Annotated in this window: 14 protein-coding genes and 1 pseudogene; 9 read left to right on the top strand and 6 right to left on the bottom strand. The window is 63.2% G+C overall.

Annotation, left to right across the window (positions count from 1 at the left end):
- Window positions 1–7: 7 nt before the first annotated feature.
- A complete protein-coding gene (locus NATGR_RS07975; protein WP_015233456.1) occupies window positions 8–1315 on the bottom strand; it encodes an RNA-guided endonuclease InsQ/TnpB family protein in 1308 nt (435 codons plus the stop codon).
- Between the two features lies 1 nt (window position 1316).
- Here NATGR_RS07975 and NATGR_RS07970 point away from each other — a divergent pair.
- Window positions 1317–1655, top strand: a pseudogene (locus NATGR_RS07970) (putative phosphothreonine lyase domain-containing protein); the annotation flags it as partial.
- Window positions 1656–1664: 9 nt separating this feature from the next.
- On the opposite strand, the gene NATGR_RS07965 reads toward NATGR_RS07970, so the two are convergent.
- A complete protein-coding gene (locus NATGR_RS07965) occupies window positions 1665–3824 on the bottom strand; it encodes a GAF domain-containing protein (protein WP_005578564.1) in 2160 nt (719 codons plus the stop codon).
- A gap of 459 nt (window positions 3825–4283) precedes the next feature.
- Between NATGR_RS07965 and alaS the strand changes: the two genes are divergently transcribed.
- From alaS to NATGR_RS07920, 8 genes are all read left to right on the top strand, one after another.
- Window positions 4284–7058 (top strand): alanine--tRNA ligase, encoded by a 2775-nt coding sequence (gene alaS / locus NATGR_RS07955; protein WP_005578567.1) that lies wholly within the window; start codon window positions 4284–4286, stop codon window positions 7056–7058.
- 197 nt (window positions 7059–7255) lie between these two features.
- On the top strand, window positions 7256–8035 hold the full coding sequence (locus NATGR_RS07950; protein WP_005578569.1) for an alpha/beta fold hydrolase: 780 nt from the start codon (window positions 7256–7258) through the stop codon (window positions 8033–8035).
- Between the two features lie 253 nt (window positions 8036–8288).
- On the top strand, window positions 8289–9029 hold the full coding sequence (locus NATGR_RS07945; protein WP_005578571.1) for a type 1 glutamine amidotransferase: 741 nt from the start codon (window positions 8289–8291) through the stop codon (window positions 9027–9029).
- A gap of 241 nt (window positions 9030–9270) precedes the next feature.
- A complete protein-coding gene (locus tag NATGR_RS07940; protein ID WP_005578573.1) occupies window positions 9271–10440 on the top strand; it encodes an ABC transporter ATP-binding protein in 1170 nt (389 codons plus the stop codon).
- A gap of 23 nt (window positions 10441–10463) precedes the next feature.
- Window positions 10464–11423 (top strand): carbohydrate ABC transporter permease, encoded by a 960-nt coding sequence (locus tag NATGR_RS07935; protein WP_005578576.1) that lies wholly within the window; start codon window positions 10464–10466, stop codon window positions 11421–11423.
- A 6-nt stretch (window positions 11424–11429) separates the two neighbouring features.
- The gene (locus tag NATGR_RS07930; RefSeq protein ID WP_005578578.1) at window positions 11430–12404 is read left to right on the top strand and encodes a carbohydrate ABC transporter permease; all 975 of its coding nucleotides are present in this window, start codon (window positions 11430–11432) and stop codon (window positions 12402–12404) included.
- A 194-nt stretch (window positions 12405–12598) separates the two neighbouring features.
- Entirely contained in the window at window positions 12599–12910 is a 312-nt protein-coding gene (locus tag NATGR_RS07925) for an AbrB/MazE/SpoVT family DNA-binding domain-containing protein (RefSeq protein ID WP_005578580.1), read from the top strand.
- Window positions 12907–13320, top strand: coding sequence for a type II toxin-antitoxin system VapC family toxin (locus NATGR_RS07920; protein WP_005578582.1), 414 nt, complete (start codon window positions 12907–12909; stop codon window positions 13318–13320). The genes NATGR_RS07925 and NATGR_RS07920 overlap by 4 nt, the downstream gene beginning before the upstream one ends.
- 748 nt (window positions 13321–14068) lie before the next feature.
- Here the strand turns inward: NATGR_RS07920 and NATGR_RS07915 are convergent.
- The 4 genes from NATGR_RS07915 to thrC all read right to left on the bottom strand — a co-directional run bounded on the left by NATGR_RS07915 (window position 14069) and on the right by thrC (window position 17663).
- Window positions 14069–14416 (bottom strand): hypothetical protein, encoded by a 348-nt coding sequence (locus NATGR_RS07915; protein ID WP_005578584.1) that lies wholly within the window; start codon window positions 14414–14416, stop codon window positions 14069–14071.
- A 10-nt stretch (window positions 14417–14426) separates the two neighbouring features.
- Entirely contained in the window at window positions 14427–15674 is a 1248-nt protein-coding gene (locus NATGR_RS07910) for an ABC transporter substrate-binding protein (protein ID WP_049887857.1), read from the bottom strand.
- 185 nt (window positions 15675–15859) lie between these two features.
- Complete coding sequence (locus tag NATGR_RS07905) at window positions 15860–16186, bottom strand: hypothetical protein (RefSeq protein WP_005578588.1); 327 nt, start codon at window positions 16184–16186, stop codon at window positions 15860–15862.
- A gap of 199 nt (window positions 16187–16385) precedes the next feature.
- Window positions 16386–17663 (bottom strand): threonine synthase, encoded by a 1278-nt coding sequence (thrC, locus tag NATGR_RS07900; protein WP_005578590.1) that lies wholly within the window; start codon window positions 17661–17663, stop codon window positions 16386–16388.
- Window positions 17664–17890 lie beyond the last annotated feature (227 nt).

Genomic DNA, 17890 nt, shown 5'->3' with positions numbered 1-17890 from the left:
TAAGGTCTCACGGACCATGCGAACGGGCGCTTCGCGCCCGTGAGCAGATGGGGCTTCCTGCTTCCACGACGCGCTTTGCAGGAACCGAGGTGGTTCCCGTAGGGAGCGCAGTCTCCACAGGCGTTCGAAAATCGCTGCGCGATTTTCGCAGCCCATCAGAATCGCACGGCGATTCTGAGGACGTTGATTCGGAGCGTCCCGCTCCTACCTGCTTGATCCCGCGAGAAAGAATGTTCCAGGCCGCGTTCCAGTCCCGATCGGCGGTGAACCCGCACGACGGACAGGCGTGTTCGCGGACCCACAGCGGTTTCTCGCTCGACACACCGCAAGCCGCACACTCTTTGGTCGTTCCAGCCGGATCGACGGCCACGAAGCGCGTTCCCTCGCGTTCGCACTTGTACTCGAGCATCTGAAGGAACGTCCCCCACGCTGCTCCAGCACGGTTCCGAGAGTTGCCGTCAAGTTCGACCAAGCCTTTTGCGTCAAGGTCTTCGATCGCGACTAGATCGTACTCTCGAGCGTAGTAGTTCGAGAGTTTGTGCAAGAAGTCTCGGCGCTTGTTCTTCAGGTCGGCGTGACACTCGGCCACGCGACGGCGTTGCTTCTCGTAGTTGTTCGAGCCGTGATCTTTGCGCGAGAGTTTTCGTTGCTCTCGCTCGAGCCGTTCGCGTTCGTCCGAGAGGTCAACCGATTCGACCGCGTGACCATCGGTGTCGTGGGCGTACTTCAGGATGCCTACGTCGATCCCGACGACGTCCGTCGGCTGGTCGGGCTTTTGCGGTGGCTCTCGGTCGACTTCGACACCGAAGGTGGCGAACCACTCTCCCGTTGGCTCCTTCTTGAGCGTGACCTGTTTGAGTGCGGCGTTGTCGGGAATCTCTCGGTGGAGCCGGATCGGTATGTCCGCAAGTTTCGAGAGTGACAGGACAGTCTGACCGTCCTTCTTGTCGAGCTCGAAGCCAGACTGGTTGTACGTGAAACTGCGGAACTCGCGTGGTGGCTTCCACTTGAGTTGGCCGACGTCGTAGCCGTTCTCTTTGAGTGCGGAGAGGCTACGGAGGTTGTTGAAGAATCGTTCGACGACAGTTTGGAGTACCTTCGAGTACACGTCATTGAGCTCGTCCCACCACTTTTTGAGGCCAGGTAGCTCCGACCGAAGCGTGGTCATGGACGGTAGTTCGCCGTGGTTCTCTCGGTACTCGTTGAGGCGGTAGCGAGTGTGATTGTATAGTTGCCTACAGATATCGCGCTGGCGGTCCAACTCCTCGCGTTGGCCGTCAGACGGCTCGAGGCGATACTTGTAGGCGTAGTACATCAGCTTCGGCAAGTGGCAGGTGACGGGCACCGGTGAGCGCATCGCGGAGCTGTGGCCCGAGTTCGTCGCCGACGCGGGGGATGGCGTCATCTGGGCGACAAAGGCGATGACGACGTTCGGCTACGACAACCTCGAGATGTACGACGACTACCTGCTGACCGTCTACACGCCGAACTACTTCGCAAAAGACGACGTCGACCGCGTCAGGGAGCACCTGCGGGACGAGTACGGGATCACGCACGAACTCTACTACAAGCCCGACATTTACACGAGTAAAGGGATCGTCGCGGAGTCGGCCCCGGAGTTCGGTCTCTCGGTGCCGGCCAGGTACGTCGGCTGATCCGACCGCTCAGGACAGATCGACCGCGTCGACCCCGCGGAAGGCAAAGGCCGTGCCATCGTCGTCCTCCGCGACGCCGATGTCCCAGCCGTGGTCGGTGGCGATCTCCTCGACCCGATCGAGTTGGAGTCCGCTCCCGTCGGTGCCGTTCAGCCGGCCGGGCGTCGGCGCACCCTGTGGCCCATCGGGGCTGTCTGTCGTCGGTCTGTCACCGACCACGTAGAAGCCGTCGTCGGTCGCGCCGACGGTGATCGTAACCGGATCAGTTCCGGTCTCACTTTCGGCGCTGTCGACGTCGATCGCGGTCTCGAGCACGCTCTCGAACAGTTCTCGCAACCGCTTTCGATCGCCTTCGAGGATGAGGTCGCTTTCGGTGACTAGCCGTGCGCCGTCGGTGTCGACGGTCGTCCAGGCGTGGCGGGCGACGTCGCTGACCGCGACCGGTTCGAGTTCGTCGCCTGCTTTGCCGACGGTGTCGAGCAGTTCGTCCAGCGCCACCTTGGCTTCCTCGTGGGCCTCTTCCATCGTCCGGAAGTGTTCTTCCTTGCCGGTCTTCTCGGCGAGTTCGAGATAGCTTCGGGCGACGGTTAGCTGGGGCTCGAGTTCGTCGTCGGCGAGTTCGGTGACGGCATCGAGACGCTTCGTCGCGGCTGCGTGCTCGAGTTCGCGGCGTTTTCGCTCGGTGACGTCGTCGTAGACGAGCAGCCCGGCTTTCGTCCGCTCGCCGTCGTTTTCGTCTTCATCTTCGGCTTCGGCGTCGGTCGTCTGGAGGGGAACGACGGTCAACACGAAGTCGCGGGTCCCCTCGACCGTCTCGCGGCGGTGGACGAGCAACTGCTGCTTTCCGGAGCGAAGTGCCTCGTCGAGTGCGGCTGTCCGTTCCGCGAGGCCGTCGGGGACCGTGTACTCCGCGAGCCCCTCGCCGACGACCGATTCCTCGTCGCCGAACGCTTCGGTGAAAGAGTCGTTGACGCCTCGAATGCGGGCCGTCCCGTCTTCGACCTCGTACCGGACAGTAGGGTCCGGGAACCGGTCGAAGACGGTCTGGAGCCGGTCACGTTCGTTTTCGAGCCGTTTGCAGGCGTCGGCAAACAGATTCTGTTTGGCCGAGAGCCGATCGCGCTGTCGTTTGATCCGGTCGCGGTCGTTGATCAAGCCGAGTTCGGTCCAGTTTCGCTCGAGGATCGTCGCAGTGTATCCACACAGTGACTCGAGCATCTCGAGGTCGGATTCGGCCGAGGAGTCTTCGGTCGCCGCGTCGGCGTCGACGACGACCTGCAACACGCCAACGTCACCGACGGGGATGCTGTACAGCGAGCGGTCGGTGCCACCGCCGAGTACGTCGTGGCCCGCGAGGTCGATGTGGGTTGGTTCGCCGGAGCGAAACGCCTCGCCGAAGGGACTTCGGACGGGCGTCTCGCCGAGTGCCTCCACCGGGACCGCCGGCGAGGACGTCCGTGGGACGAGATCGCCAAAGTTGACGGTTGCGAGCCAGCAGTGTTCGAAGCCGAGTACGTCGACGACTTCGTCGATCAGTTGCTCGAAGAGGATGTCGCGGTCGCGACAGTCCGCGATGCGCGCTGCGGCCTGGAGAAGCGTCGTCGTTCTCGAGGTCGCCGGCTGCTCGGACGCCGACGGTGGGCCACTGGGTCGGGACTGTCGACCGCGTTCGGAACCAGACCGGGAGCCACCGCTGAGTTCCTCGAGCGAGTTCGATTCGTCCGTCGACGCCTCGAGCACGTCCGCGTGGTACTCCTTTACGATTTCGTCGGCGAGGTGGACCAGCGAGTCGGCCGTGTTCCGACGGACGTAGCCGTCGATTTCGTCTGCCGAGCGGGCGGTGGCGGACGCGTACGACTCGTCGGTGTAAACGACGAGCGGCGTCGATTCACACCAGTTGACCACCTCGAGCAGATCGGCGTGTGCCGCTGTATCGGCTGTGTCGCCCCCGGCGCTCGACTCCGAGAAGACGACACAGTCCGCCTGCGAGGAGAGTTCGTCGAGATCCTCGACGGAACCGACCGGATGAACCGTCGGTTCCACGTCGGTTCCACGAGCGACCTCCGACAGGACGCGCTTCAGTGCTGCCGCTCCGTCGCGGGCCATCGCTTCGGAGTGGGCCGCGTAGAGAATCGTCCGGGGCTGGGGGCGCGTTGACGAGTATGCCATCGATGACGTCGACCGAATCGGTCGTCTACATACACAGTCCGGAGGAACGGGGTAAAGATTCTTCGGCCACGTCTGACGCTGATTTCTGCCGCGAAGCCAAGAGAACTATGTACCGCGAAGGCAACGAGGCCACGCCGGTTCGTTCCCCCCGCTACTTTCGATCGATGACCGGCCTCTCGAGTCGGTTCCGACGGCCGACTGGCGGTCGGTGCGGCGGCGAACGCGACCGGTATCGCGGTGTCGGCCCCTCGTGACAGCCGTCCGTCTCGACAGTTTCCTTGCGGTCAGTTCCGGTGTAACCGCCTGTGTGCGCGGTCGTACCGAGACATCGAGACAGCGATCCCTCCCGTCTCCTCGACGGCTACCCTCGAGTGCGACCGATCGTCCCGTTGGGCGGTTATTCTCCAGCGATGGACGTTGCGGAACTGTTTTAGGCGCTGGCTGGCCAACACATCTATAATGAGTGACCTGGTGGACGAGTACCGCCTCGAGTACTTCGAGGAGGAAGGGTTCGTGCGAACGGAGTGTCCCGAGTGCGGGAATCACTTCTGGACGCGCGACCAGGACCGGGAGACCTGCGGGGAGCCGCCGTGTGCGGAGTACGACTTCATCGGCGACCCCGGGTTCGACGAGGAGTACAGCCTCGAGGAGATGCGGGAGGCGTTTCTCTCCTTTTTCGAGGACCACGACCACGAGCGGATCGATCCCTATCCCGTCGCCGCCAACCGCTGGCGCGACGACGTCTTGCTGACCCAGGCGTCGATCTACGACTTCCAGCCGCTGGTGACCAGCGGCGAGACGCCGCCGCCGGCCAATCCGCTTACCGTGAGCCAGCCCTGCATCCGGATGCAGGACATCGACAACGTCGGCAAGACGGGTCGGCACACGATGGCTTTCGAGATGATGGCCCACCACGCGTTCAACAGCCGGGCGGACGCCGACGCCGACTACGCCTACGAGGGCGAGGTCTACTGGAAGGACCGCACCGTCGAACTCTGTGATACGCTGCTCGAGGAGATGGGTGCCGACGTCACCGAGGTCACGTACATCGAAGACCCCTGGGTCGGCGGCGGCAACGCCGGGCCCGCGATCGAAGTCATCTACAAGGGACTCGAGCTCGCGACGCTGGTCTTCATGTGTATGGAGCAAGACCCCGACGGCGAGTACGAGCTCAAGGACGGCAACCGCTACTCGTACATGGACACCTACGTCGTCGACACTGGCTACGGTCTCGAGCGCTGGACCTGGATGAGCCAGGGGACGCCGACGGTCTACGAGGCGATCTACCCCGAGATGATCGCGTTCCTCAAAGACAACGCGGGGATCGGCCACACCGAGGAGGAGGCTGACCTCGTCGCTCGTGCCGCCCGCCTCTCTGGGAACCTGGACATCGACGACGTCGACGATGTCGAGGCTGCCCGCGACGACATCGCCGCCCAACTCGGCGTCTCGACCAACGAGCTCCGCGAACTGGTCGAACCGCTCGAGGACGTCTATGCCATCGCCGACCACTGTCGAACGCTCGCGTACATGTTCGGCGACGGGATCGTCCCGTCGAACGTCGGGACGGGCTATCTCGCACGGATGGTCCTTCGCCGCACGAAACGGCTCTGTGACAACGTCGGCGTCGACGCACCGCTGGACGAACTCGTCGACATGCAGGCCGACCGACTCGAATACGAGAACCGCGACACAATCCGTGACATCGTCCGCACCGAAGTCGAGAAGTACCGCGAGACGCTCGAGCGCGGCGGCCGTCGCGTCGAGTCGATCGCCGAAGAGTACGCCGAGAACGGCGAGCCGATTCCGACGGCCGAACTGATAGAGCTCTACGACTCCCACGGCATCCAGCCGGACATGGTCGAAGAGATCGCCGCCGAGGCCGGTGCGGAGGTCGCGGTTCCGGACGACTTCTACAGCCTCGTCGCGGATCGTCACGACACCGGCGAGGCGGTCGAGGAGGCGACCGAGGAGGAAGACGAGCGATTCGCCGACCTCCCCGAGACCGAGAAGCTCTACTACGACGACCAGCAGCGAACCCACTTCGAGGCGGTCGTGCTCGACGTCTTCGAGCGCGAGGAGGGATACGACGTCGTGCTCGACCAGACGATGTTCTACCCCGAGGGCGGTGGCCAGCCCGCCGACACGGGGACGCTCTCGACCGACGAAACCACCGTCGACGTCGAAGACGTCCAGATCGAAGACGATGTCGTCCTTCACCGGACCGACGAGAACCCAGGCAAAGGCGAGTTCGTCAACGGACGGCTCGATGCCACCCGACGCCGCCAGCTAATGAGACACCACACGGCCACTCATATCGTCATCCACTCGGCCCGCCAGGTGCTCGGCGATCACGTCCGCCAGGCCGGTGCCCAGAAGGGCGTCGACTCCTCGCGGATCGACCTGCGTCACTACGACCGGATCTCCCGTGAAGACGTCACGGCGATCGAACGGCGTGCGAACGAGATCGTAATGGAAAACACTGCGGTCAGCCAGGAGTGGCCCGACCGCCACGACGCCGAGGCCGAACACGGCTTCGACCTCTACCAGGGTGGCATCCCGCCGGGCGAACAGATCCGGCTCATCCACGTCGACGAGGACGTCCAGGCCTGTGGTGGCACCCACGTCGCCCGCACCGGCGATGTCGGCTCGATCAAAGTCCTCTCGACCGAACGCGTCCAGGACGGCGTCGAACGCATCACCTTCGCCGCCGGCGAGGCCGCTCTCGAGGCAACCCAGCGGAAAGAAGATGCTCTCTACGCGGCTGCTGACGTGCTCGACGTCACCCCCGAAGAGGTCCCCGAGACCGCCGAACGCTTCTTCGAGGAGTGGAAAGATCGAGGCAAGCAGATCGAGGACTTGCAAGAACAGCTCGCGGCGGCCCGTGCCGGCGGCGGTGGCGACGCCGACGAAGTCGATATCGGCGACACCACCGCGGTCGTCGACCGTATCGACGCCAACATGGACGAACTCCGGCCGACGGCAACCGCCATCGCCGACGACGGCAAGATCGCCGTCCTCGGTAGCGGCACCGATAGCGCCCAGTTCGTCGTTGCGGTTCCCGACGGTATCGGCGTCAACGCCGGCGAGATCGTCGGCGAACTCGCCGCCAAGGTCGGCGGTGGTGGCGGCGGTCCGCCGGACTTCGCTCAAGGCGGTGGCCCCAACGTCGAGGCCTTAGACGACGCACTCGAGGACGCGCCGGACGTACTTCGTCAGGTTCTCGACGCCTGATATGGGCCAGTTGTACGCCACGGCCGGAACGAGGGTGCGATTGTGCCAGTCAAGCGTTCCAGCGATTCGTCTGACTGTCCCCGTTCTGCACCGACCAGTCCGGATCGACCTCGAGGCTGGCACGCGAGCGATTCGAGCGCGCCTGAACGGCTGACCGAAACCGTCGCTTTTCTCCCCGCTGCCAGCGTAGCGGGCGTATGCCAACTGCGACGAACGGCGATGTCTCACTATTCTACGAACGGGACGGCGAGGGCGAAACGGTCGTGTTCGTCCCCGAAGCCGGCCTCGGTGGCTGGTCGTGGGGGTGGCAACACGCCGCCCTCGCCGGCCCCTTCGAAGCCGTCGCCTGGGACCTCCGGGGGACGGGCCGGTCGGACGCACCACCAGGACCCTACGATCTGGAGACGCTCGCAGACGATCTCGAGGCTGTCCTGTCGAACTGCAACGCTCGCAACGCCCACGTCGTCGGCCTCGGACTCGGCGGTGCGATCGCACTCGAAGCAGCACGGACCTCGAGTTGCGTCGAGACGCTGACGTTGATCGGGACTGCGGCCCGTGAATCGGCGTTCGACCTCGAGGGGCTGTTCGCGCCGCCCGACTCCCGGAGCGCACTCCGGGAGTCACTCGAGACGGTTCTCTCTGCCGCGTTCCGCGAGACACAGCCAGACGTCGTCGACGGGATCGTCGATTGGCGGGCCGACGGCGACGCGAATCGTGCGGGCTGGGAGGCACAGGTCGGCGCACTCGAGGGGTTCGACGCGACCGACTGGCTCGTCGAGGTGACCCAGCCCACGCGGCTCTTCCACGGAGCAGACGACACACTGGTTCCTGTTTCAGCCGGTCAGGACCTCGCGCGTAGGCTGCCGCGAGGCGAGTGCGTCGAACTTGAGGGAGCGGGCCACCTCGTGACGATCGAACGGTCGCGGACGGTCAACGATCGGCTACGTGGGTTTCTCGAAGAACACTCGGCGGAGTAGACGGGGGCGCTGGAACCGGTGGTCGCCGATTCGTGCGTCCGATGACGCCGTGGCTGCTGGGAGTTGCCAGTGGCGCTGGTGAGACGACGGAGAGTGCCAGCTCTCCGAGCAACGCCGTCTCGAGTCACGAACTGGCGTGTTCGATCCGTGGCAACGACGGCCGCCACACGCCCCGGCCGACTCGCGGTTTCCGATCGCAGTAACGACCAAAGGGACGGAAGGCATATTGTCGTCGAGTAACCACTAGGTTTCGATGAGGCAACTCCGTATCGCCGTCCTGAACGCAGCCCACCGGGACGCGAACACGACGCGGAACTTTCGGCGCGAACTCGACGCCTCGCTCGCCGAGTTCGACGTCACCGACGGCACGGTTCCGGACCACTTCGACTTCGACGGCGTCGTGGTCACGGGGTCGCGGTCGTCGGTCTACTGGGACGAGGAGTGGATCGAGACGACGAAAGACTGGGTCAGCGACGCAATCGACCGCGGCCTCCCTTTCCTCGGCGTCTGCTGGGGCCACCAGCTACTCGCGGACGTCCTCGGTGGAACAGTCGAAGACATGGGCGTCTACGAAGTCGGGTACAGCGAAATCGAACAGGTCACGGAGTCGCGGCTGTTCGACAGTCTCCCCGCAGAGTTCGTCGCCTTCACCAGCCACTTCGACGAGGTATCCGAACTCCCGTCAGCCGCCACACCGATCGCCGAGAACGACTACTCGAACCACGGGTTCCGCCACGACCACGTCTTCGGCGTCCAGTTCCATCCCGAGTTCGACACGAAGACTGCACGTGAACTCGTCGAGCGGAAAGACCTCTCCGAGGAGCGCCTCGAGTCGATCCTCGCCGAGATCACCCCCGAGAACTATCGCGCCGCCTGCCCCGCGAAACTCGTCTTCGACAACTTCCTCGAGTACGTTCGCGACGTTCGAGAACCCCAGTCGGCAGCCGACTCCGCTACGGAGTCGGAAACCACCACGATCGGACAGACAGATTGAGCGCTCGACTCGGTCCCGCTCTTTTCTTCTCGAGTCTCCGGGCCGTATCGTACGCCGACGGCCGCAATGTCGGCGAGTGTCTCGGTTCTGACGGTTTCATCTCGACCGATCCGACTCTTCAACCGGCTCGAACGTCGGCCTTCCGTGCCTTTCTCCGGAACGGTCATATCAGCAAACCAGGCCGTACAACCGGGTTTAATGATAGAATCCGGCGTACAATCATCGTATGGCATTGGTCCGCATGGAAGGCGTAAGCAAATATTTCGATGCGGGGAACACTGTCGCGAACTACCAGATCGACCTCGAGGTCGACGACGGCGAGTTTCTCGTCTTTCTCGGTCCGTCGGGGTGTGGGAAGACGACATCGTTGCGACTCGTCGCGGGACTAGAACAGCCATCGGAGGGTGCGATTTTCTTCGACGACGAGCGAGTCGACGGGCGGTCGTCCAGCGACAGGAACGTGGCGATGGTCTTCCAGAACTACGCGCTGTATCCCCACATGACGGTCGCACAGAACATCGGCTACCCGTTGAAAGTTCGCGGGATTCCCCCCGACGAGCGCGACCGGAAAGTCGAGGAGGTCACGGAGTTGCTCCACATCGAGGGCCAGGTCGACAAGAAACCGGCGGCACTCTCCGGCGGCCAGCGCCAGCGAGTCGCGCTGGCCCGCGCGATCGTCCGTGAGCCGACGGTGTTCCTCCTCGACGAGCCGCTGTCGAACCTGGATGCGAAGCTCCGCCAGGAGATGCGCATCGAGCTGAAACGCCTCCAGAACGAGCTCGACATCACGACGATCTACGTCACGCACAACCAGGAGGAGGCGATGAGCATGGCCGACAGGGTCGCGGTCATGAACCAGGGGACGATCCAGCAGCTCGCACCGCCGAAGGAGCTGTACGAGCGCCCCCGGACGGCGTGGGTCGCCCGGTTCATCGGATCGCCGCCGATGAACCTGTTCCAGGGGACGCGTCGTAACGGCACGATCGACCTCGGCGACGCAGGAACCGTCGCAGTAGACGAGATGACGGGCGATCGGGGCCGGATCGAACCCAGCGGCGACGAAGCCGTCGTGGAAACCGAACCGAAAAGGGAATCCGGGACGGCCATCCAGGGCGACCCGAACGCGGCCGGCGTCGTGACGACGACCGAGCGGGCCGACGTCGCACTCGGGGTTCGACCGGAGGATCTGACCATCACGACCACGCAGCCGTCCTCCGGAAACGCGATCGAGGGGACCGTCGACACCATCGAACCGCTCGGGGAGTACGACCTCATCAACGTCTCGGTCAACGACCAACTCGTCAACGCCAAAGAACCGACCGCGACCGTCGACCGCGGCGACACCGTCTACCTGACGTTCGCCGACGAGGACGCGTACCTGTACGACGACAACGGCGAGCTGGTCGGATAAGATGCGGACGGAGGAACCACGCCATGAGCTTACGAGATCGATTCGATGCACTCGAGGGCGATCGCGAGCTGGATGTCGGCCCGGACGTCGATCGCGAGAAGGCAATCGCCATCGCCGTGTTCCTGATTCCCGGGCTGACGCTGTTCGGAATCTTCTCCGTCGGGCCGATCGCGTACTCGGTGATCGGGAGCTTCTACTCCTGGGAGACGTTCACGATGCAGGAGTTCGTCGGCCTGGACAACTGGATTCGATCGCTCACCGATCCGCTCGTCGTCCACTGGTCGAACATACAGGTCCTCCAGTATCCGATGGGCGCGCTCACTCACAACCTCCTGTGGGTCGTCGTACACGTCCCCGCGAGCACGTTCCTCGGCCTCGCGTTGGCGCTGCTGTTCGCCGATCTGAAGGGCCGGCGCATCCTCCGCTCGATGGTCTTTGCTGGCTTTACCGTCCCGCCGATCGTCATCGGGCTGGTCCTCATGTTCGTCTACGATCCCCAGGCCGGCATCTTCAACGAGTTCCTCCGGGTGATCGGGCAGGGCCAGTGGGTTCGCAACTGGACGCAGTCACCGCAGGTAGCCATCTACGCGCTCATCGCGGGCGGAATCTGGGTCCATACCGGGTTCAGCATGCTCCTGTACAGTTCGGCCCTCTCCGCGATCGATCCCTCGCTGATCGAGTCGGCGAAAGTCGACGGTGCCGGGCCGTGGCGACGGTTCTGGGACGTCATCTGGCCGCTGGTCAAACCGGTAACTGCCGTCGTCGTCATCATGGGGATCATCTGGGTGATGCGCGTGTTCGACATCGTCTACGCCGCCGGCGGCGCGGCTGGCGGCCCGGACCACGCCTACTCGGTGCTGGGCATCGAGGTGTATCGGGCCGCGTTCCGGCCGACAGTCGACTACGGCATGGCGATGGTGGTGGCGCTGGTACAGCTGTTCATCGTCGCCCCACTCGCGCTATACATCGCGCGCATGCGGTGATTCGACGTGAGTGAAGACGACCCCCTCGAGCCGACCGGTGCCGACGCGGGAATCGAGGACGGCCCCGCCGAGGAGCGGTATCTGCGCGTCGCGGACGTCCCCGACACCGCCCCGGACGCGGACCGCAACTGGCAACAGCGGCTTGCCGACGCCGTGCCCGCAAAGCGGCGGACGCTCAAGTACGTCGCAGCGATCACCATTGCCGTCCTCTGGATCGTTCCCTTCATCGGGTTGTTTATGGCGTCGTTCCGCCCGCTCTCGGAGATTATCGGCGGCTGGTGGCACCTCGAGGGCATGACGGTCACGTTCGAGAACTACGTCCAGGCGTGGAACTACAGTACCGCACCGATGAGTCGGGCGCTGCTCAACACCTTTATCGTCACGATTCCGGCGGTGCTGGTCGTGATGTTGCTCGGCGTGATGGCGGCGTATCCGTTCGCCCGCTTCGAGTTCCCGCTGAAGACGACGTTGTTCTTCCTCATCCTGCTGGTGATGGCCGCGCCGCCAGAACTGGTTGCGATGGGCAACTACAACGCCCTGCGCGAGATCGGCCTGTTCGACACCTACATGGGGCTGATCCTGATCCACATCGGCTGGGGACTGGGCTGGGTCGTCCTGTTCCTCCGGAACTACCTGCTGGGGATTCCGAAGGAACTCGAGGAGGCCGCGCGCATCGACGGGGCCTCGCGGTACCAGATCTTCCGGACGATCATCCTTCCGCTGTCGACGCCGGCACTCGTCTCGGTGGCGGTGATCCAGTTTACCTGGGTCTGGAACGCCTTTTTCTTCCCGCTGGTGTTCATGCGGTCGCCGGAACTGTACCTCGCGCCGCAGGTGCTGCCGCTGATGCGCGGGCGTGTCCAGGTCGAGTGGGGGATGATCGCGGCCGGCTCGATTATGACGATGGCCGTCCCCGTGATCTTGTTCCTGATGCTGGAACGGTACTACAAACGCGGGATGGTCGCGGCCGTCGCGGATTGACTTCGCCCCTCTTCCCTTCGAACTACAATCCTCTGCTTACCGGTAGCTGGGAATACGATCTGTAGAATGAGTCCTCGAAACTGAATTCCGTGTACCGTATAATTCCCATTCACGAACTTGCTGTGAGAAGAGTTCTGGCTTGTGCGGGTTGATCTGGGAACAGCGTTAAGTATCCTTAGAGAAAAGTAATACCTGTGTCGAGTAATACAAAATCGAACGGTGAGGAACGCATCGTCTCGGTTACTGAAAAGGGGCAGGCAACGATCCCAAAGCGCCTCCGAGAAAAACACGGCATCCCTGCTCCAGGCCGAGTCAAATTCGTCGAGAACGATGAAGGGGAAATCGTCGTCCGTCCAGTTGGTTCGATGCGAGAATTTCGCGGCCTCGAGCGGGACGGCGATGAGGAGCGTCCCGCGACAGCTATCCTTCGTGAGGAACGAGAACGCGACAAGCAGCGGGCCGATGAGCTAGTCGAGCGTTTCTCCGGCAAACGAGAGGAAGAATGACGGACACGGTCGTTTTCGACACTGAACCAATCGTTGCCTATTTGGACGACGAACCTGGGAGTGACGTCGTCGAAGCGTGGATCGATAGAGTAGCATCTGGAGAGGTGGATGGGTACATTAGCCCAGTCACAAAAACAGAGATACTGTATGTTGGCTCTCGAGTCGGGTTTCGCCCCGACGATGTCCGAGCAAGCCTGAACCGGCTCGAGGAACTGGGCGTTGCAGTGTATGACCCTCGAGAGTGCTGGGAGATTGCCGCTGCGCTCAAAGAAGCGTACACCATGGCACTTGGAGATGCATACGCCCTTGCGACAGCCGAATCCGTCGACGGAACATTGCTTGTTGGAGCAGACAACGATTTTGACGAGTTAGAAGACGATGTAGAACGGTTCCGTGATGAGCCAGCTTAGACATTCACTGATACGGACTGCTGTAACTATTTACCGCCGATCGCCAGGACGGGGTCGGCGATCGGCGGTAAGTGACTACAGGAGATCGTATGAGCGGTGGTGCAGAACAGTTCTCATAGCGTGATCGGTGAGCTAGTACTCCGCCAAGCGTCGACTGATGAGTGAAACCAGACGACCGCATTCGGTTTCACTCATCCGTTCAGGCTTGCCAAAGCACTAGCGACATCGTTTCCTCGATGGTGGTTAGCGAGCGCAACGGCAACCCGGAGGCATAGAGTGAGGAAGAGGTGCGATTTGACTCTGACTCGGCCTCGGACCCGTGGGGATCCGAGGCCGAGGTCCTTGCAGACGCCGATAAACGAGAGATCAAGCGGCTCAAGAAGTGCCGTTGTCTCCGTCTCCAGAGCTTTGATACTGTCGGACAGAACTATTGTGAGAATTCGTCGCTCCCGTCCAGCGAATTCTCTTCATCGACTTCTGTCCGTCAGTATGAAAACCTGTGCGACCGTATCGTTACCCGGTAGGACGGCTTTGTTGCTGGACGCATCAAACTCGTCCTGCCACTTCCTTGTGAAGACTTCTGCACCGCCGCCGCTCTGTAGGATCAATAGACTGCGGCGACTTTGGGGCAATTGGTGATGGTTGGTTGCGGTGTGATCTGGATGAATTTTAACCAGGTACTGGTGGTTGGGTGAGAAGATTCCTGCAAAAACAATAGATTAGGGTAGATTCCAGATAAACCGAACTGTTACAACGGCACGTGCCCCGCTCGAGTCACAGCTACGGTCACGACGATGACGAGGACGTTCGTGATGAAGAACAGCCGCGAGGACAGCCACGCAAACGAGAGCAGGACCGCGATCGGCAACGCCGCGATGACCGCCGGCCAGAACCCGCGAACCGCCAGCGTAGCGAAAAACGCTGTCGTGAATAGGTACAGGAAGTCGACGGCGATGGCGTTGGCGCTACTCCGTCGGATCTCCTGGCCGACGACGACCAGCGACTCGAGGAGGCTACCCTCGTCCCCACCCTCGATACTGTCGCCACCCTGTTCCTCGTCGCCGATGTCGGCGTCGTCCTCGCTGAGCGTTGCCACGGTTCAGTCCTTACATCTCGTCCTCGACGGTCTCCTGTAACACGTCGTCGAGGGCCTCGACGATCGGTTCGATCTCCTGATCCGGTTCTGCCCAGAGGCCCAGCAGTTGAGACCAGAACTCCGCCTGGAACGGATCACCTAACGCGTCGTCCAGGTCGGGGACGAGTTCGACCTCGTCCGCGTCCTCCGAAATCTCGCGCATGATGTCGACCTCGAAGGCCTCGTCCGGCACGTCGACGGCCGTCGGAATGAAGCCGCCCCGTTCGGTCCAGACCTGCTGTCCCTCGGGCGAGATGATCGCCTCGACGGCTTCTCGTGCCGCGTCCACGTTCGCTCCATACGTCGGGACAGTGAACCAGTTGATGCTCGTCACCATCGCCTCCGCGCCGGGGAGCATGAAGTAATCTAAGTCGTCTGGATCTTCGATCGCGCCGAACGCTGGCGTCCACGACCCCATGAAGTAAAGCGGCGTCTCGTTCTCCCAGAAGAACTCGTACTGGATGCCGAAGTCCCGAACCTCGCTGAAGTAGCCCGCCTGGAGGAGTTCCTGTAACTCCTCGAAGGCGGTGACGACGCGCTCGTCGGTGAACGAGGCCTCGCCGTCGATGAGATCGCTCTGCAACTGAGCACCGTCTTCCTGCCGGAGGATGAACGCCTCGGTCACGTCACTCAACGGCCAGCCATCGCCGTTCCCCGAGGCCAGCGGCGCTTCCACACCCTCGATGCCGTCGATCTCCCCGAGCAGGTCGAGGAACGCGTCGTAGTCGTCGGGCTCCTCGAGGTCGTGCTCGTCGAAGAACGACGGCCGATACCAGAACCCGGGCTTGATGTCGCCGCCGAACGGCGCGGCGTACGGTTCGCCGTCGACCGCGACCCGCTCGTGTTCGGTCGTGTAGTCGTCTTCGTCCCACAGCTCACCGAGCGGCTCCAGGTGGCCTGCAGCCCCGTCGCGTTGCACCCGTCCTTCCGTCGGCAGTACGACGATGTCCGCCGTTGCGACATCTACCTCGTAGTCCATTAGCGTCTCCGTCAGGAGGGTTTCGGTGTCCCGGGGTTCGTACGAGATGTCGAGCCCGGTTTCCCCCTCGGCGGAGTCGACCACTGCGAGGAAGTCTTCCTCCTCGTCGTCGGTCCAGACGGCAGTTATCGTCACCGCCTCCTGTGCCGTCGCTGTGCCGATGCCTGCGAGTCCGACCGCTCCAGCACCGACTCCTCGAAGCACTGTACGCCGATCGACCAGCCTGTTACGCTCGCCCATACCGAGCGCTATCCCGAACACAAACTTAATGATTTTTTCACATACCGATGTAATGGCAGTGCCGGTGAGCGTCCGGTCGAACAATAGATTGTCGACCAGATCAACCGAATCCGATCGTAGTCGGCCGTCAAAGACAGCCAAAACGGAAAACCGAATTAAGACGGCGTCCGGCGAGTCGAGACGACTCAGCGCCAGCACCCGAGCAACCGGGCCACCAACCCGGCGGTCTCGTCCCCGGTGGCGTCGTCCTCGTCGGTTCGTTCCTCGAGCAGGCGTTCGTACTGGGTGACGATCTCCGTTCGCTGTCGTTCGCTCGTCTCGAGGGCCCGCTCGAGGGCGGTCACACGGGTCTGCAGTTTCGTTCGTTCGATCTGGAAGTGGAGTTCGGATTCGGGTTCGGTTCGCGAGGGGGACTGGAACTCGAGTTCGACGTCGGGACTCGTCGCGGGTCCGACGCCTGACTCGGGGGGTCGGTTCTCGTGGGGGGAGTGGGGTCGGTTCTCGGCGGACATGGGCCACTCCTCGAGTACGTTTCGTTCGGGGAAAAGGTTCAGTCAGTCGGCCGTCAGACGCGTCGGACGTCCGTCACGCGCTCAACTTTGCAGGTGCTATAGTGGCGGCCCAAGCCTGCACTGCGGGGTCGAATCTGGCGGTGGGGCTCGATTCGACCCGTCAGTCGACGCTTGGCGGAGTACTAGCACGCCGTCGGATCTATCGATCCGGCGAGCTCTCACCCGCAAGGCTCGCGAGAACTCCTTCCGTATCCGCCGGCACTGGCTCCGGGTCCGCGCCGGCGGCCGCCGCCGCGTCGGGGTCTTTGAGCAGGTGGCCGGTCGTCAGGCAGGCGACGCGTTCGTCGTCGTCGACGACTCCCTCTGCTCGCAGTTTCCGCAGTCCCGCAATCGAGGCAGCGGAGGCTGGCTCGACGCCGATCCCCTCGCCCGCGAGGTCGCGCTGGGCCTCGGTGATCTCCTCGTCGCTCACCGAGACCGCAGTGCCGCCGGTCTCTCGAATGCCCGGCAGCGCCTTCGGTGCGTTGACCGGGTTGCCGATCCGGATCGCCGTCGCACGGGTCTCGACGTCGTCCCAGCGACGAACTTCGTCGGCACGGTTCTCGATCGCTTCGACCATCGGCGCGGCTCCTTCCGCCTGGACGCCCGTCAGTTTCGGGACCTCGTCTTCAGCGAGCGCGCCCGCCTGGACGAGTTCGCGAAACGCCTTGTACAGCGCGGCGGTGTTGCCAGCGTTGCCGACCGGCAGGACGATTCGGTCCGGGAAGGCGTCGTACTCCTCGCGGAACGCCTCGAGGATCTCGAGGCCGATCGTCTTCTGTCCCTCGAGCCGGAAGGGGTTCAGCGAGTTCAGCAGGTAGGCCTCCCCTTTCGCGGCGAGTTCCTGTACGATGTCGAGGCAGGCGTCGAAGTTGCCGTCGACCTCGAGAATGCGTGCGCCGTGGAGACTCGCCTGGGCGACCTTGCCGGCGGCGACTTTCCCCGCGGGCAGGAGAACGAGCGTCTCCATCCCGCCGCGGGAGCCGTAGGCTGCGAGCGCGGCGCTGGTGTTTCCAGTCGACGCGCAGGCGAGTCGGTCGACGCCGAGTTCCGTCGCGACGGCGACGCCGACGGTCATCCCGCGGTCCTTGAACGATCCCGTCGGGTTCATCCCCTCGTGTTTGATTCGGAGGGCCTCGACGCCGATATCCTCCTCGAGTCGCGGCACCTCGTACAGCGGCGTCGCACCCTCCTGGGTGGTGACACCGTCCTCGAGCGGCAGGGCCTCGGCGTAGCGCCAGACGCCCTCGCCTTCGAAGTCGTCGAAGGTGGGGTGGTCGGCGTAGCGAACCTCGAGCAGGCCGTCACACTCGTCGCAGGTGTAGCGGACATCCTCGAAAGGGGCGAACGGTTCGTCACACTCGATACACTCGAGCCAGACGCCGTCGTCGGCGACGGCGGGCGCGGCCGGTTGGTCGGCCGAGAGACTGAGGCTCATTGTCGACCGAGAGGCAAGCGAGGGGGAAAAGAGCGTGGGTTGTGGCCGATTTTCCGCTGTCCACGAATTCGGAGACTCGAACTCGAGACGGACAGACAATATTTGCCGAGTAACAGTTCAGTCAAGCGTATGGAGTGCCGACCCCTGCTTGGAACCTGTACCGCTGGTACGATGGGTGCCCTCGCTGGCTGTCTCGGGACGATTCTTACGTCGGAGACAGCGACGAC

The sequence above is a fragment of the Natronobacterium gregoryi SP2 genome (assembly GCF_000230715.2).
Taxonomy (GTDB): domain Archaea; phylum Halobacteriota; class Halobacteria; order Halobacteriales; family Natrialbaceae; genus Natronobacterium; species Natronobacterium gregoryi.
Note: the sequence above shows the minus strand (reverse complement) of the source record. Positions and strands in the feature narration are given on the sequence as shown.

Bases quoted from the DNA above. Each gene is read 5' to 3' on its own strand.
- NATGR_RS07975 (WP_015233456.1), bottom strand. From the start codon at position 1,315: ATGTACTACGCCTACAAGTATCGCCTCGAGCCGTCTGACGGCCAACGC.
- NATGR_RS07935 (WP_005578576.1), top strand. From the start codon at position 10,464: ATGAGCTTACGAGATCGATTCGATGCACTCGAGGGCGATCGCGAGCTG.
- NATGR_RS07965 (WP_005578564.1), bottom strand. From the start codon at position 3,824: ATGGCATACTCGTCAACGCGCCCCCAGCCCCGGACGATTCTCTACGCG.
- NATGR_RS07910 (WP_049887857.1), bottom strand. From the start codon at position 15,674: ATGGGCGAGCGTAACAGGCTGGTCGATCGGCGTACAGTGCTTCGAGGA.
- NATGR_RS07940 (WP_005578573.1), top strand. From the start codon at position 9,271: ATGGAAGGCGTAAGCAAATATTTCGATGCGGGGAACACTGTCGCGAAC.
- alaS (WP_005578567.1), top strand. From the start codon at position 4,284: ATGAGTGACCTGGTGGACGAGTACCGCCTCGAGTACTTCGAGGAGGAA.
- thrC (WP_005578590.1), bottom strand. From the start codon at position 17,663: ATGAGCCTCAGTCTCTCGGCCGACCAACCGGCCGCGCCCGCCGTCGCC.
- NATGR_RS07920 (WP_005578582.1), top strand. From the start codon at position 12,907: ATGACGGACACGGTCGTTTTCGACACTGAACCAATCGTTGCCTATTTG.
- NATGR_RS07950 (WP_005578569.1), top strand. From the start codon at position 7,256: ATGCCAACTGCGACGAACGGCGATGTCTCACTATTCTACGAACGGGAC.
- NATGR_RS07945 (WP_005578571.1), top strand. From the start codon at position 8,289: ATGAGGCAACTCCGTATCGCCGTCCTGAACGCAGCCCACCGGGACGCG.
- NATGR_RS07905 (WP_005578588.1), bottom strand. From the start codon at position 16,186: ATGTCCGCCGAGAACCGACCCCACTCCCCCCACGAGAACCGACCCCCC.